The organism is Paenibacillus sp. J22P277, from assembly GCF_059383675.1.
In genome coordinates, this window is sequence record NZ_JBXENS010000002.1 from 682,145 (window position 1) to 696,854 (window position 14,710).

Annotated in this window: 12 protein-coding genes; 4 read left to right on the forward strand and 8 right to left on the reverse strand. The window is 61.0% G+C overall.

The window, feature by feature from the left end; all coding sequences use genetic code 11:
- Positions 1 to 31 precede the first annotated feature (31 nt).
- The 3 genes from AC50YL_RS07825 to AC50YL_RS07835 all read right to left on the reverse strand — a co-directional run bounded on the left by AC50YL_RS07825 (position 32) and on the right by AC50YL_RS07835 (position 4,732).
- Positions 32 to 1,216: an ABC transporter substrate-binding protein gene (locus AC50YL_RS07825; protein ID WP_494830764.1), complete on the reverse strand. Its 1,185-nt coding sequence runs from the start codon at positions 1,214 to 1,216 to the stop codon at positions 32 to 34.
- A gap of 98 nt (positions 1,217 to 1,314) precedes the next feature.
- Complete coding sequence (locus AC50YL_RS07830) at positions 1,315 to 2,934, reverse strand: response regulator (protein WP_494831201.1); 1,620 nt, start codon at positions 2,932 to 2,934, stop codon at positions 1,315 to 1,317.
- Entirely contained in the window at positions 2,927 to 4,732 is a 1,806-nt protein-coding gene (locus AC50YL_RS07835; RefSeq protein ID WP_494830766.1) for a sensor histidine kinase, read from the reverse strand. Before AC50YL_RS07835 ends, AC50YL_RS07830 begins: the two co-directional genes overlap by 8 nt.
- A 312-nt stretch (positions 4,733 to 5,044) precedes the next feature.
- Between AC50YL_RS07835 and AC50YL_RS07840 the strand changes: the two genes are divergently transcribed.
- Positions 5,045 to 5,932: an ATP-binding cassette domain-containing protein gene (locus tag AC50YL_RS07840; RefSeq protein ID WP_494830767.1), complete on the forward strand. Its 888-nt coding sequence runs from the start codon at positions 5,045 to 5,047 to the stop codon at positions 5,930 to 5,932.
- Complete coding sequence (locus AC50YL_RS07845) at positions 5,929 to 6,720, forward strand: ABC transporter permease (protein WP_494830768.1); 792 nt, start codon at positions 5,929 to 5,931, stop codon at positions 6,718 to 6,720. The genes AC50YL_RS07840 and AC50YL_RS07845 overlap by 4 nt, the downstream gene beginning before the upstream one ends.
- Positions 6,721 to 6,851: 131 nt before the next feature.
- Here the strand turns inward: AC50YL_RS07845 and AC50YL_RS07850 are convergent, their stop codons facing one another.
- The 4 genes from AC50YL_RS07850 to AC50YL_RS07865 form a co-directional block, all read right to left on the reverse strand.
- Positions 6,852 to 7,706 (reverse strand): TetR/AcrR family transcriptional regulator, encoded by an 855-nt coding sequence (locus tag AC50YL_RS07850; protein WP_494830769.1) that lies wholly within the window; start codon positions 7,704 to 7,706, stop codon positions 6,852 to 6,854.
- Positions 7,707 to 7,861: 155 nt separating this feature from the next.
- A complete protein-coding gene (locus AC50YL_RS07855; protein ID WP_494830771.1) occupies positions 7,862 to 8,986 on the reverse strand; it encodes a PepSY-associated TM helix domain-containing protein in 1,125 nt (374 codons plus the stop codon).
- Between the two features lie 291 nt (positions 8,987 to 9,277).
- Complete coding sequence (locus tag AC50YL_RS07860) at positions 9,278 to 9,658, reverse strand: VOC family protein (protein WP_494830773.1); 381 nt, start codon at positions 9,656 to 9,658, stop codon at positions 9,278 to 9,280.
- Between the two features lie 57 nt (positions 9,659 to 9,715).
- A complete protein-coding gene (locus tag AC50YL_RS07865; RefSeq protein ID WP_494830775.1) occupies positions 9,716 to 11,455 on the reverse strand; it encodes a methyl-accepting chemotaxis protein in 1,740 nt (579 codons plus the stop codon).
- 361 nt (positions 11,456 to 11,816) lie between these two features.
- Here AC50YL_RS07865 and AC50YL_RS07870 point away from each other — a divergent pair, with 361 nt between their 5' ends.
- On the forward strand, positions 11,817 to 12,818 hold the full coding sequence (locus AC50YL_RS07870; RefSeq protein ID WP_494830777.1) for a Gfo/Idh/MocA family protein: 1,002 nt from the start codon (positions 11,817 to 11,819) through the stop codon (positions 12,816 to 12,818).
- 152 nt (positions 12,819 to 12,970) lie between these two features.
- On the opposite strand, the gene AC50YL_RS07875 is transcribed toward AC50YL_RS07870, so the two are convergent.
- Complete coding sequence (locus AC50YL_RS07875; RefSeq protein WP_494830779.1) at positions 12,971 to 14,137, reverse strand: WD40/YVTN/BNR-like repeat-containing protein; 1,167 nt, start codon at positions 14,135 to 14,137, stop codon at positions 12,971 to 12,973.
- 236 nt (positions 14,138 to 14,373) lie between these two features.
- Between AC50YL_RS07875 and AC50YL_RS07880 the strand changes: the two genes are divergently transcribed.
- Complete coding sequence (locus AC50YL_RS07880; RefSeq protein ID WP_494830781.1) at positions 14,374 to 14,622, forward strand: hypothetical protein; 249 nt, start codon at positions 14,374 to 14,376, stop codon at positions 14,620 to 14,622.
- The last annotated feature ends 88 nt before the right edge of the window (positions 14,623 to 14,710 follow it).

The following is a 14,710-nucleotide window of genomic DNA, read 5'->3' on the forward strand; positions in this document are numbered from 1 at the left end:
AGTCATCGGGACTCGGCGTATCGAGATCGAATTATTGCTGACCTGTCAGCGTCTTCGTGAATTGATCGAGAATGGCCGCCCGCTGCTCCGACGCCCAGCTCAGGTCGTAATCCACGAGCTTGATGTCCGAGATCGGCGTCACGCCCTGCGACGGCTCGAGATCGGTTCTGACCGGCCGGCGTTTGAATTCGCTCTGCATCAGCGACTGCACGTCCTTGCCCGCGGCGAAATCGATGAACAGCTTGGCGTTATCCGCGTTTTTGGCGCCCTTGATGACGGCCATGCCGTCCGGTACGGCCGAGGTGCCTTCGGACGGATAGACGATGCCGACCTTGGAGCCGCCTTCCACGTAACGCAGCGCGTTCTCTTCCAGCGTGATGCCGACCGGGTATTCCTTGTCCGCGACCCCTTTCGGAACCATGCCGGAGCTCGACAACACTTTGCCGTCCAGATTATCGATCAGCTTGCCGACGAATTCCCAGCCCTTGCCGTCGTCCTTGCCGAAGGCGGTCAGCATCGTGGCCAGCTGCGTGAAGGACGAACCGGATTTGGCGGGATCGGCATAGGCGATCTTGCCTTTCCAGTCCGGATTGAGCAGGTCGTCCCAGCTCTTCGGTTCTTTCCCGGCAGGCACGAGATCCTTATTGTAGAGAATGACCATCGGAAGCGACGTGAACGGCGTCCAGCCGCGGGCCGGATCCGTCATTTGCGGATTGAGGTTCGCCAGCTCCTTGGATTCGTACGGTTCGAAAAATTCCTTGTAGGCGTCCAGCGACTCGACGGTCCCGCCGAACATCAGATCGCCCAGCGGATTGGCGGCTTCGGCCTTGATCCGGTTCAGCAGGTCGCCCGTGCCCCCGGAAACCATCTCCACTTGAATCCCCGTCCGGTCTTGGAACTCCTTCAGGATCGGATTGTTGATTTCGGTCTCGTTCGGCGAGTAGATCACCAGCTTGCCTCCGGTTTGCGGCGTGCTCTCCACGGCATTCGCGGCTCCGTCCGCGGCGGCGTTCGAAGCGCCGTTCGCGGCGCCGTTGGCCGCTGTATTCGCCGTTCCGTTCGCTGCCGTATCCTCCGTGGCCGACTGCGCCGCGTTGTCCGCGCCGCCCGCATTCGCGGATTCCGCGCCGTTGTTTCCGCACGCGGACAACAGCACGCCAAGCAGCAATACGCCCGATGCCAGCGGTATTCTCGTTTTTGCCTCAACTCTGTTCATTTTGGCCCTCCAGGTTTCTGTTGTGAGTACTCTTTCATGATAAGAGGATCGCCATGGACCAACAATGCGGCAAACTTTCCGAGTTGTTTGTAATCTTGCTAGGCTTGATACGAGAAGGATTGACGGTAATCGGTCGGCGTTTCGCCGGTCACCTTGCGGAACAGCTGGCTGAAGTAGCGGGCGTCCTGGTAGCCGACCGCGAGCGACACCTCGTATACGCGCAGATCCGAGTGAAGCAGCATGTCCCGCGCCTTCTCCATGCGCAGATCCGTGATATATTCCAGGAAGTTCTTGCCGATCTTCTTCTTGAAAATGCGGCTGAAATGGCTTTCGCTCATATGCAGGCCCGACGCCAGATCGTGCATCGAGAGCTCCTTGTCGAAATGCCCGTTGATGTAATCCATCACGTTGTCGAACTCCGTCTTCCCCTGCTGTTTGCTGAGCAGATAGGCGGCTTGCACCTCGCAGCAGACGGCCTCGATCCAGCGGAGCATCGTTTCCGGCGATTCGGCGCGGCTCGCGCTCTCCAGGAAGCTCTTCGTGTCGGGAAGGCAGCCGAGCTCCCAGAAATGCCGCATCAACAGCGCGTAGAGGCCGAACATCAGCTGCAGCATTTGATGCCTCAGGGCCGTCTCGCTGCCGGCGGACTGGCGGAGGAGCGTCATGTGCCAGCTGCGGGTTTTCTCGCGGATCGCCGCGGCGTTGTCCCACTTGATCATGCCGAGCACCTCCGTCTCGCTCCATTCCGCGGGATGGTGGGTCTGCGCCTCGGCCACGATCGCTTCGTACCGGACGACCGGTCCCCGGCCGAAGCCGAAATTAAACCGCATCGCGAACCTCGCTTCCTCGTAGGCCGTCGCGACCGACTGCAGGCCTTGATGCACGGAGCTCAAGCTGAGCGACGGGACATGCGCCGGCAGGGAGCCGGGCACCGCCGTCAGCTCCTCCGCTCCGGAAGCGCTCACGACGACGGCGTTGATCTCCTGCCCGAGCGGAATGAAGGGCGTCAGCGCCGCCTCCAGCAGCCGGTCCTTCAGCGCCGCATAGGCGGAGAGGCCTTCCGGATCGGCCGCGTCTCTCGATTCCCGCGCGCCTTCCTTCTCTCCCGCTTCCATCGTTTCTCCCGTTCCTCTCGGGGCTTCCGTCCCGGGCGTCTTGAACAGCACGACGCGGAAGGAATCGAACGCGCTCGGCCCGTTCCCTTGCACGTCCAGCAGCAGCTGCAGGCTTTCCTTGTCGGCCCGGTTCATCAGCAGGTCGAAAAAGATCTTCTCGGTCAGCAGCGGCTCGCTCGTCCTGACCCGGCGTTCCAGGTTCCGGGTGTAGCTGGACCGGCTTCTGTCCTCCGCGATGCTCGCCATCGCCGCCTGCAGGATCCGATGGATCTCGGCCGGATCGGTGGGCTTTAGCACGATATCGAACGCCCCCGTCTGAAGCGCTTGGCGCGCATAATGGAAATCGTCGAAGCCCGTCAGGAAAATCGTCTTGCTATCCGGATGCGTCCCCTTGATCCGGCGGGCCAGCTCGAGCCCGTCCATTCTCGGCATGCGGATATCCGTCAGCACGATATCCGGCTCGTGCAGGGTCGCGAGCGCCAGCGCTTCCTCCCCGTCGGAAGCCTCGGCTACGACCTCGCAGCCCATTTCCCGCCAGGGGATGGTTTGCCTCAAACCCTGTCTGACCAGCCATTCGTCGTCCACGATCATGACCTTATACATGATTTTCACCCGCGCTTCCTAATTGTGGAATCTCAATGGTAACCGTCGTGCCGGCACCCGGTTCGCTGTCCACGAGCAAGGACGCCTCGTTGCCGAATTGCAGCTCCAGCCTTTTCCTGGCGTTCTCCAGCCCGATTCCCGTGCTGCTTTCCGGTGATGACTCCGCCGCCGCTTGGGCAGCCCGCAGGCGGACGGCCTCCTTGTCGAATCCGACGCCGTCGTCCTCGATGACGAATTGCACGCTGCCGCCCAAGCTGCGTCCGATGATCCGAAGCGTGCCTGCGTCCTTCTTCGGCTCGAGGCCGTGAATGATCGCGTTCTCCACGATCGGCTGGATCAGCAGCTTCAGCGTATAGAACGATTCGATCTCCGGATCGACGAGGATCTCGATCTGGATTTTGCTGCCGAACCGTAATTTCTGAATCGTCAAATAATTCCGGATCTGCTTCAGATCCTCATGGATCGGCAGCAGATTATTGCCCTTGCGAATGCTGAAGCGGAGCAATTCCCCGAGCGACACCACCGTCCGGCTGATGTCGTCGACCTCGTGCAGCCGCGCCATCCAATTGATGGAATCGAGCGTATTGTACAGAAAATGCGGATTCATCTGCGCCTGCACGGTTTTGAGCTCGGCTTCCCGCACCTGCAGCTGCTTCTCGTAATTCTCTTTGATCAAGTGCTGGATTTGATAGATCATCTTGTTGAAGCTCTGCCCGAGCCGGCCGACGTCGTCCTGGTACTTGGAGGAGAACGCGACGTTCAGGTCTCCGCTCTCGACGCTGCTCATCAGCGACCGCAGCTTGCGCAGCGGGTTCGTCACGTGGAACGCCAGAATCGCCGCCAGCCAATACGCGAGCACGATGCCGACCGCCATGACGACGATCATGAGCGTGCGGATGCTCTTCGTTTCCTTCGTGACCGCGCGGACGGGAACGATATTCATCAGCTTGAAGCCGGTCGAGCCGGACGTGTCGTAGATGACCGCTTCCTTCTTCCCGGCATCGTCTTTCACCTGGAAATACCCTTTCGTGCCCCCGAGCACCGTATCCAGATAAGGAACCTGGAGCTTCGTGCCCACCTGCTGCTTGGAGGGCTTGCCGGAGATGACGTTGCCGTTGCGGTCGATCAGGAAGATCTGACTGTCCGGGTACAGCTCGGCCTTCACGTATTTGTCCGTCAGCGCCGTCTCCAGGATATCGATGACCAGATAGCCGACGGGCCGGTTGGTGTCGACGTTCTTCAGCATCCGGCCAAGGCTCAGGACCGACCCGTAGTCGTACAGCTTCTTCATCGAATAGTGCGTATCCCAGACCGAATTACCGCCGACCTGCCTCACCTTGCGAAACAATCCCCAGTTATCGTTGTATTGGTCGTACTCCTTCGGCAGCAGATCGCCGGTAAAGTACCGCTCCCCGTTCAAGCCCAGTATGTAAATCTCGATATCCCAATCCTTCGAGCCGACGAACGAATCCAGGATTTGCGTCATCCGCAGCTCGTCCTCGTGCTTGTCCGCGATGCTTCGCTTCCCGTCATGGGAGAGGACGTCCTGGATGTCCCGGTTGCTGTAAATGTACGTCGACAGCTGCTCGATATCGCCGAGAAAATAGTTCAGGCTGTAATTGACCTGGGAGGTGCTCTCCAGCAGCGTCTGGTATACCTTCTCCTGCACCGCGTAAGAGGAACGGCTGTAGGCGAGCAATCCCAAAATGCACAGCGGGATAATCGCGACCGTGATGAACAGCACGGTCAGCTTGTTTTTGAACTCCATGTTCAATAGCCTGGCGGTAATTGCTCTCATCAATGGCGTTTCCTGCCTTGTCCCACACCTTGGTTCGGCCGTCGAAGCGGATCGGTTCATGGGGGATTTTTCTTCACCTTACGCTTGATTTGTTATCGAGAAATTAACTATCGAAATGGGTAAAAACCCCAATTTACCGCTCCCCCCGTCCCGCAGCGGGCGCAATTCCGCGCCTTGCGCCCGCTTGGCGAAGCCGGTTCGGCAGGAATGCGGCAAGCAAAAAACAGCTGTTGCACAATTTCTGTATGCATAATATACTGTTATTATAATATACTGTTTATACAATATACCGAATTGAAAAGGAGCATTCTCATGCACGAATTGGCCATCGAAACGAAAGGGCTTCGCAAAGCGTTCGGCCGGCAAACCGTGCTGGACGGCATCGACTTGACCGTCCAGGCCGGCACGATCTTCGCCCTGCTCGGCCCGAACGGCGCCGGCAAGACGACCTTGATCAACATCCTCTCGACGCTGACGAAGCCGGACGGAGGATCCGCTTCCGTCGCGGGCCGCGACATCGTTCGGGAGCGCGACGCGGTCAAGCGTTCCATCAGCCTCACGGGGCAGTTCGCCGCCGTCGACGACATGCTGACCGCCAAGGAGAACCTGCGGATGATGGGCAGGCTGTCCGGCTTCACGGCGGGCGAAGCGCATGCCAGAACCGCGGAGCTGCTGAAGCTGTTCGACCTCGAGGCGAGCGCCGGCAAGCTGGTCAAGACCTACTCCGGCGGGATGCGCCGCAGGCTCGACCTGGCCGTCAGCCTTGTCGCGGACCGCCCGGTGCTGTTCCTCGACGAGCCGACGACGGGCCTCGATACGGTCAGCCGCCGCGCCTTGTGGGAGACGATCCTGCAGCTGCGCAGCCGGGGCATGACGATCTTCCTCACGACGCAGTATCTCGAGGAAGCCGATCAGCTCGCGGACCGCATCGCCGTCATCGCCGGCGGGCGCATCGTCGCCTCCGGCACCGCGCAGGAGCTCAAATCCCGCGTCGGCGGAGACATGATCGAGCTGCGCGGCGCCGACGACGAGCTCTTGGCCGTCCATGCGACCGACGGCAGCATCCAGGATATCCGCAGAACGCTGAACGAGCTGGCCGGCAAAGTGCCGGCCGATACCCGGATCAGCCTGCGCAAGCCGAGCATGGACGATGTCTTCGTTGCCTTGACCGCAACCCGATTGGAGGAAGCCGCGCAATGATAACATCCCGCACCGCTCCAGTCCGCGATACGTCGCTCGGCGTCACGAACGCCGTCTTTATCGGACGCAGCGTCCGTCTCAGCCTGCGCAATACCGAAGCGCTCATCATGGCGATCATGCTGCCCGTCATGCTGATGCTGCTGTTCACTTACGTATTCGGCGGAGCCATCGATCCCGGCGGCGATTACGTGAATTACGTCGTGCCCGGCATCATCCTGCTGTGCGCCGGCTTCGGCTCCTCCAGCACGGCCGTCGACGTCGCCCAGGACATGACGAACGGCATCATCGACCGGTTCCGCACGATGCCGATCCGAAGCCTGAGCGTCATCACCGGACACGTCGCAGCCAGCCTTGCCCGCAACCTGCTCGCGACCGGCGTCGTGATCGGCGTCGCGTTTCTCGTCGGCTTCCGCTCTTCCGCCGGCTTCCTGGAATGGCTGGCCGCGATCGGCGTCATCGCGCTGTTCATCCTCGCCCTGACCTGGCTCTTCGCCGCGATCGGATTGGTCGCCGGATCGCCCTCGGCCGCCTCGGGCTACGGCTTCATCCTGCTCTTCCTGCCTTATCTCTCCAGCGCCTTCGTGCCGACGACGACGATGCCGGGCTGGCTGCAAGGCGTGGCGAACCACCAGCCGATCACGCCGGTCATCGAGACGATACGCGCCCTGCTCACCGGCACGCCGATCGGGCATAGTGCCTGGCTGGCCGTCGTCTGGTGCTTGGGCATCCTCCTGCTCGCGCTGACTTGGAGCCTCGTGACGTTCCGCCGGAAGGCCGGCCGCAGGTAACGGTCCTTACTCGCCGTACCGCTTGCCGGCGTTATCGCCGCTTGCAGCCGCAACGAAAAAAGCACACCGTCCGCCATAGGCGGTTCCGGTGTGCTTTTTCGATTATTTGCCGTCCTAAATCATTGCTGCCATTAACGATCTCCATCCGACTGGCGCCGCCGCTCCAAATATTGCTCGATCCCGTCCAATATCCGCTCCAGCCCGAATTCGAGGTCATCGCCGACCGTGCTTTCGGCTTCCCGCTCGCCCGCGTAGATCCCGGACATCACGACCGGATACAGGTCGGGATAGCGCTCCGGCTTTACCAGCTGCTTGAGCGCGGCGCTCAGGGAGACGCCCATGAAATCCTCGGGGCTTCCCCCGGCACGGATCGCGTTCACCATGTCCCGGCGGATCAGGCCGGTGGAACGGGCATAGCTGCTGAGCAGCAGCATGATGGACATCTTCTCGAAATCGTCCAGCTGCAGCGGTCGCATGACGCGAAGCACCCAATCGATCCATCCCAAAATATTGGGCGTGACCGGCACGCTCGTGATCGGCATGTCGCCATACCAGGGATGCTTCACGAACACGCCCACGCTTTCCCTCACGTACGCCCGCAGCCCCTCCCGCCAATCCTGGCCGGATTCGTCCGGCGGAATCGGAATTTCGCACACGGCCTCCTGCATCAGCAGGAGCAGATCGTCCTTGCTCGTGATATAGCGGTACAGCGACATCGTCGTATAGCCGAGCGACTGGGCGACGCGGTTCATGGAGACGGCCTGCAGTCCGTCCCGGTCGGCGATGTCGATGGCGGCGTCGACGATCTGCTTGATGCTCAGCTCGCCCTTGGGCCCGCGCTTGCCCTGCTTCACGATTCCCCAGCTAAGGGCGACGCCGGGCGGCAGCTGCCGCAGCGCATCGTCTTCGGCTTCCTTGCGGTCCACTGCTTCCTCGATTTCCTTGCGGTCCGGCGCTTCATTCTCGGTAGGCTTGCGGTCTGGCATAAGCGTAATCTCCTATCATGGCTTCACGAATGTAAATGTCACATTAATTGTATATGTCATAAACAGTGTACCACAATCGGCTACTATGCAACAATTGCGCGCATGGAGAGCCTCCGCTCGGATCAGACCGAAGCTTTGCTGCCGGCTGCCGGTCGTCAGGCCACCGCGGCTGTTTCCGTTTTCCGGTTCTTGCCGCGCTTGCGCGCGGCGGCCTTCAGCCGCCAGACGACCAGTCCCGTCACCATCAGCACGAGCGGCATCATGCCGAAGGCGAACGTGATCAGCCTCGTCGTCAACCCGCCCCAGGTCGCGAAATGCAGCCCTTTTCTCCACGCGTTGTAAATATTGATCGCCCGGTTCGGATGGGTCTTGTACACGATCTCGCCGGTCGACGCTCTCATGTACACGGTACTGTTGCTGTCGGGCGAAGCGCCGAAACCTTCCTTCAGCCCGATCTGGTACGTATCCCCCGGCTTCTGCGGCAGCGTGATCTTGATCAGCTTGCCGTCCGGATACTTCTCGCGCACGATGCCGACGGCCCGGTCTACGGGAATCATGCCCGTATCCGTCTCGCTCGGAACCGTCTTCTTGGCGGAGTCGGGAACGGTTTCTTTCGCGGTGAAGCCGATCCAGTCGGGAATCTGTTTCTCGTAGGAATTGACGGCGCCGGTCGTCGCGGCGATCAGCAGCACGGGAATCGATAGCATCCCGAGCGTCTTGTGCAGACTCAGATTGAGTGCCAGCTTGCCCTTGTTGCGGATGATGCGGAAAGCCTGCGCGAGCTTGCGGATACTGGACCACCACAGATAAATGCCGGTCGCGAGAATCAGGATCAGGCCGACGCCGATCCATCCGACGAGATGGGCGGCATGGGTCTTGCCGATGAACTTCGTCATCAGAAAGTAACGATGCAGATTATAAATGGTCTCGAAAGGCTCGCGACGCTCTTCCCGCACGTTGCCGAAGGTTTTGCCGGTTCCCGGATCGGCGTAGAGCGTGCGTACGTTTTTGCCGTCCTCGGAAATATGTACGTGGTAGAACCCGTCCTTGGCGGGCAGATTGATCTCGTCGGTCTCGAAGTCGGGATTGAGCGCATCGGCGTGTTCCTTGATGGCCGCTACCCCGATATCGCCGGCGGTCGGCGACGCGCCGATCGGATAGATCCAGCTTTCCAGCTCGGGCTCGATCATGATGATGCTGCCCGACGTGCAGGTCGTCACGACGAACAACCCCAGGATCAGACTAAGCAGCAAATGAGCTCTTAATACGGCTTTACGCATACGATTGGATTCCCCCAGTTCAAAACGTGCAAAACTTTTAACGATAATGAATATCATTCTCATTAAAATAAGTCGATTATAATGATATTTATTCTCAATTACCCTGTCAACCTTTTCTATTTTCCCGCTTTCCCGCCCGCGCGTGTTTCGGTATTGGACGATAGTCCTTCAATTAACCGTCGCGTTCTGGAATAGACGTTCGGCACGAAATGCACCTCGCCCGCGAAGCTCCCACAAAAAAAGCCGAGCGCATCCGGCGGATGCGTTCGGCTTCGGCTTTGCCTGCCGCGCTTAGCGGGCGGCGTTCAGCTCGACGATATTGCGGTCGGGGTCCGTCAGGAAGATCTGCGCGAACCCCGTGATGCTGTTCCGGTTATCCCGGTGCTCGATGCCGCAGCGGTCGAGCCAAGCGATCGTCTCGTCATAGTCGGCGACGCGAATGGCGAAATGCCCGTCGCGGGTATCGATCCCGCCTTCGCGCAGCGTCTCGCCCCCATGAACGATCAGATGCAGCTGCTGCCCGCCGCCCCCGATCGCGTACCATGCGCCGGGAAAATCGAATGCCGGCCGCTGAATAGCATGCAGCCCGATGACATGCTCGTAAAACGTTTTGGCCCGTTCCAGGTCGGTTACGATCAAGCTGACATGATGAATACCTTCGTGGCGAATCATCGCGTAGGTCCACCGCCTTTTTTTGGCCTTATTATAACATGAACGGGCCGCCGTTCGTTACACTTTGAACTTGCCGACCAGGTCGGAGAGCTCCAAAGCGATGCCGCTCAGCGATTGGGCGGCGGCCGCGATCTCTTGGACCGAGGCCAGCTGCTGCTCGGTCGTGGCCGCGACCGCCTGCGTCGATTCCGCGGCATCCCGCGAGATCGCGCTCATGTCCTGCACGGAAGCCGTCACCTGCTCGGAGCCGGCCGCCATTTGCTGCGCCGCTGCCGCGACCTCCTGCACCTTGTCCGACACCTGTGCGGCGGTCTCGGCGATCCGCCGAAACGCCAGCTCCGCCAAGGAGACGGCCTGAATGCCGAGCCGGACCTCGCTTTGGCTCCGATCCATCGTCCGCACGGCCTTGAGCGTGTCCGTTTGGATTTGCGCGATGACGTCCGCGATGTTCAGCACCGACTGCGCCGACTGCTCGGAGAGCTTCTTGACCTCCCCGGCGACGACGGCGAAGCCCTTGCCGTGCTCGCCCGCGCGCGCCGCCTCGATCGAGGCGTTGAGCGACAGCAGGCTTGTCTGCTTCGCGATATCGCCGATAAGGCCGACGATCTCGCCGATCCGGCCCGAGTGGGCCTCCAGCAGCCGGATGTCCGCGCCGGCTTGGCCGACGGAGCCGCCGATGGCGTTCATCCGCTCGACGGCGGAGAGAATCGATTGATTGCCCTGCGTCGCAAGTTCGCTCGCCTCCACCGACAGCTCCGATACCGTCGAGGACGTTTCCGCGATACGCTGGATGCCCGTCGCCATTTCTTCCATCGCCCGGCTCGTCTCGAGCGCGCTATGCTGCTGCCGGTCCGCGCCGGCGGCCACTTCCTGCACGGCCTCCGCGACATGCTGCGTCGCTTCCGCGTTCTGCTCGGAGCTGGCCAGCAGCTCTTCGGCGGAAGCGGCCACGGTGCCGGAGGCCTGATGAATCCGGTACATCGTCGTCTTCAGGTTCGCCGTCATGCCGTTCACCGCTCGGACGAGCGTTCCGATCTCGTCCTTCGACTTGGCCGCGAGCGCCGCAACCGTCAGGTCGCCCTCCGCCACTTGTAGCAGCGTCTGCGACACCCGCTTGATCGGCTTGGAGATGCGCGCGTTCATGAGCAGCACGAGCGCCACGGCGATGACGATCGACGCCGCCAATACCGCGATCGCCTTGGCGATGCTGCTGCGGTAGATCGCCTTGCTTTCCTGCGCGGCGTCGGCCGCTCCCTTGTGATTGAGCTGCACCAGCTTCGCCATGTCTTCCTGCATGGCGGCGTACGCCTCCTCCGACGATTCCATCAGCTGGACGATCTCGTCGCCCTTGGTCTTCGCGCCGTTGATCAGATCGACGCCGCCGCTGACCGAGACGGCTTCCTCGTACAACGTCTTGTACTGGTTCCACTTGCCCCGCAAGCTTTCCGCGGTCGCCTTGTCCTCGTCGCTGGCGTACGTCGCGGCATACGCGTCCAGCTGCTGGTCGATCGCGAGCAGCGTGCTCGAGGCGTCGACCATGTAATCCGTTTTCTTCGTTTTATCCACGGCCGTCAAGATCTTGTACTGGTACGTCATGACATGCTCCGTCAAGTAATTCACGTTGTTCGCGATCTCGACGCCGGCCATCCAATTGGACGCGATGGATTCCGTCTTGTCCGACATGCTTTTCTCCGACAAGAGCGATGTCCCGCCCAGTGCGCACAGCAGTACGATGAGGATCATAAACGCCACAAACAATTTCTTGCCCACGCTGAATGTCATGCTGCCGAGTTTCAAAGCCGATCACTCCTATTTCTATTTTGTGAGTGGTTTATCGACATTTTTCGACCTTATCTGAAGCGTTTGGAAGAAATTATAGTTAATTCGCCTTATGCGCGGGCGTTCGGCTATATGCGAGGGCTTCCGAGGCGGAACGCATGCCGCGACTTCCGGGACGAGCCGGTCGGGAGTCGCGGCGGAAGCGAGAGGCGCTGGCAGACGGAAAAGTTTCCCGTTCCTCTTTTCTATCGGGGACGGTTGGAGTACATTTTAATAGCGTCGCTAACGGCATGAACGGCGCGGCCGGCTCTTGGGAGCGGCGGCGGCAGTACGCGGGGTTGTGGCAGGTCGATCTATCATCTCGAACACGAAAGGATGAATGCAAGTGGCGGAACAAGAAGAACGCATCATTCGTTGGGGCATTTTGGGACTTGGCGGCATATCGAACAGCTTTACGGGCGAGCTGGTGAACGTACCGGGGGCCAAAGTGTGCGCCGCGGCGGCGCGGTCGCTGGACAAGGCGCAGGCGTTCGCGGACAAATTCGGCATTCCGCGCGCCTACGGCAGCTACGAGGAGCTGGCGCGGGATCCGGAGATCGACATCGTCTATGTCGGTACGCTCCATCCTGCCCATAGGGACAACGTGATGGCGTGCCTGCGCGGCGGAAAAGCCGTGCTCTGCGAGAAGCCGTTCACCATGAACGCGGACGAGGCGAAGGAAATCGCGGACTACGCCCGGGAGCGCGGCCTGTTCGTCATGGAGGCGATGTGGACGCGATTCTTGCCGCCGGTCGTCAAGGCCAGAGAGTGGATCGCGGATGGACGGATCGGCGAGGTCAAGCTGCTCAAGGCCGAATTCGGCTTCGATGCCGGCTGGAACCCCGAAGGCCGTCTGCTGAACAAAGAGCTCGGCGGCGGCACGCTGCTCGATGCCGGCATTTATCCCATCTCGTTCGCTTCGATGGTGTTCGGGGCGCAGCCGTCGCGGATCGCGAGCTCCGCCCGCATCGGGGAAACCGGCGTCGACGAGCAGTATTCGGTCCTGTTCGAATACGCGAACGGCGCAACCGCCTCCTTGCACGGCGCGATCCGCCTGTGGATGAACAACGACGCCTGGCTGTACGGCACGAAGGGCAAAATCCATCTTCCCGAGTTTCTCAGCGCGAAGACGGCCACGCTCCATCCGAACGACGGCGAGCCCGAGACCTTCCATGACGACCGCACGTTCCGGGGCCAGAATTTCCAGGCGCTCGAAGCGATGGCTTGCCTGCGCGCAGGGAAAACCGGGAGCGTGGTCATGCCGGCGGAAGAAACGGTCGATATCATGGGCACGCTGGATGCCGTCCGCGCCCAGTGGGGTTTGACGTACGACGGCAAGTAAGGACGCGTCTGGCTGTCGATTGAATGAAGCATCGGATCCGATGGATTTATTGGACCGAATGATCACGATCGGCTTCGCCGTATGCGCAATCACAAAGAAGCCTTCGGGACCGCGGATTTCCCGCGCCTCGAAGGCTTTTTTGCATGCAGCGCTTATTGCTTAACCGGCAGCGAGAACACTTTCGTCCATGTCTTGCCGCCGTTCGCCGTCTTGTAGACGGCCGGCTTCTCGAAGCTCGTTACCGCCAGGTAGCCCGTCGCGGCCGAGACGAACGACAGCTTGCCGTCGTACCCCGGCGCGGCGCCCGGCAGATTGGTCCATGTCCTGCCGTCATCGAGCGAGCGGCCGGATTGCAGATCGTCGATCGCGCCGCTCCCCGCCACGAGGAAGGCCGCCTGCCGTCCGACGACCGCCATGTCCGTCGGTCTTCCCGCCGGCCCGGCCAGCTTGCCGCTCGGCGCGACGGGGCCCGGGGCAGGACCGCCGCCCGCCGTCGGACGAGAGACGACCTGCTTCCAATGCGCGCCCGCATCGGCCGTATGGTAGACGGAATACGAGGTTTGCGACATGCCCGAATCCCCGTACAGCAGCACCCACGCATCGGCGCTGTCGGTACCGTAGATCATGCCGCCCGCGAGCGTCGTGGACTTCGCGTGCAGCGAGTCGGTCCAATGCTGACCGCCGTCCACGGTACGTTTTACCTCATAGCCGCCGGCAACCAGCACGACCGCCCAGCCCTTTTGCTCCGTCATGAAATGCACGTAGCGCGTGTTCGGCGGCGTGGCCAGCTTCGTCCACGTCCCGCCGCCGTCCGCCGTCTTATACGTCAAGGCGCGCGTAAATCCGAAGCCCGTCCGCTCGTTCAGGAACTGAATGCGGTCGAACGGATGCGCGCCCGTCGGAATCCAGGCATAGCTCGCTCCGCCGTCCGTCGTCTTCAGCAGCGTGTTCGGTTTGCCGTACGCGGCCTGCGCCAGCACGTAGCCCTTCGCGTTCGTCAGAAATTGCATTTGCGTAAAACTCAGCTTGCCCGCGTCATAGATCGTCTGCCAGTGGCAGCCGGCATCCGACGTGCCGATCATGAAGCCGTTGCCCGCCGCGCGTCCGATATTCGCGCTTAGGAACTGGATCGACTGCAGCGACGGATCCGAGGTATCCTTCATTGCCGTCAAGCTAAGGCCGTGCGCGTCGGCGCGGCAGGCCGCGGACGACGAATTCGGGGCAGCCGCGGAGGCCGCCGGCGCTCCGGTGCCGAATCCGGCCAGCGTCGTCGCCGTCGCCAGCGCGGCAAGCGCCAGTCGGGATAGCTTTCTCGTCATGGTCATCACCTCTCGTTCATGTATTACCCCGCTTGCCGTAATCTCTATCCGCTTCCTTGGCAGGCGCTTCTTCTTTGAGACCGGGCTTCGTTCGAAAGGCGCACTCCCGAACCCTGCCCGTTGACCTAGTGCGAACGTAACGCCGATATTCTAACATTCCCTTCACACTTGCATCATCGCCCGTTAATATTCGGCCGATATACTGAGGGCAGCCAAACGAAAGGAGCCCCAGGACCATGACATCAAGCCCGACCATCGTCTACGCGAACCGGATCTGCGACAGCGAGACGATGACGAACAAACTGATCTACCAGATCCGCCAAAACCAGCTGTCCCCGAACGAGCTCGACAAGCTGCAAGCCCGCTGCAGCCGCGAACTGAACGAGCTTCGCGAAGAGCTGAACGACCTGTTGAACGAGCTTCGCGCCATCGCGGACCGCAATCTCTCCGAACGGAAGCCTCTCGCGCGCCCGACCGCCGCTTAACCCCTCCCATGACTCCATTCCCGATCCAATACGAAAACCGGCATCTCCTGTTAACGCACGCAGGCAGGATGCCGGTTTTGTTTAATTA

What these genes read in the sequence shown, in the direction of transcription:
- AC50YL_RS07825 (WP_494830764.1), bottom strand. Translation starts at nt 1,216, where the DNA reads ATGAACAGAGTTGAGGCAAAAACGAGAATACCGCTGGCATCGGGCGTA.
- AC50YL_RS07830 (WP_494831201.1), bottom strand. Translation starts at nt 2,934, where the DNA reads ATGTATAAGGTCATGATCGTGGACGACGAATGGCTGGTCAGACAGGGT.
- AC50YL_RS07835 (WP_494830766.1), bottom strand. Translation starts at nt 4,732, where the DNA reads ATGAGAGCAATTACCGCCAGGCTATTGAACATGGAGTTCAAAAACAAG.
- AC50YL_RS07840 (WP_494830767.1), top strand. Translation starts at nt 5,045, where the DNA reads ATGCACGAATTGGCCATCGAAACGAAAGGGCTTCGCAAAGCGTTCGGC.
- AC50YL_RS07845 (WP_494830768.1), top strand. Translation starts at nt 5,929, where the DNA reads ATGATAACATCCCGCACCGCTCCAGTCCGCGATACGTCGCTCGGCGTC.
- AC50YL_RS07850 (WP_494830769.1), bottom strand. Translation starts at nt 7,706, where the DNA reads ATGCCAGACCGCAAGCCTACCGAGAATGAAGCGCCGGACCGCAAGGAA.
- AC50YL_RS07855 (WP_494830771.1), bottom strand. Translation starts at nt 8,986, where the DNA reads ATGCGTAAAGCCGTATTAAGAGCTCATTTGCTGCTTAGTCTGATCCTG.
- AC50YL_RS07860 (WP_494830773.1), bottom strand. Translation starts at nt 9,658, where the DNA reads ATGATTCGCCACGAAGGTATTCATCATGTCAGCTTGATCGTAACCGAC.
- AC50YL_RS07870 (WP_494830777.1), top strand. Translation starts at nt 11,817, where the DNA reads ATGCAAGTGGCGGAACAAGAAGAACGCATCATTCGTTGGGGCATTTTG.
- AC50YL_RS07875 (WP_494830779.1), bottom strand. Translation starts at nt 14,137, where the DNA reads ATGACGAGAAAGCTATCCCGACTGGCGCTTGCCGCGCTGGCGACGGCG.
- AC50YL_RS07880 (WP_494830781.1), top strand. Translation starts at nt 14,374, where the DNA reads ATGACATCAAGCCCGACCATCGTCTACGCGAACCGGATCTGCGACAGC.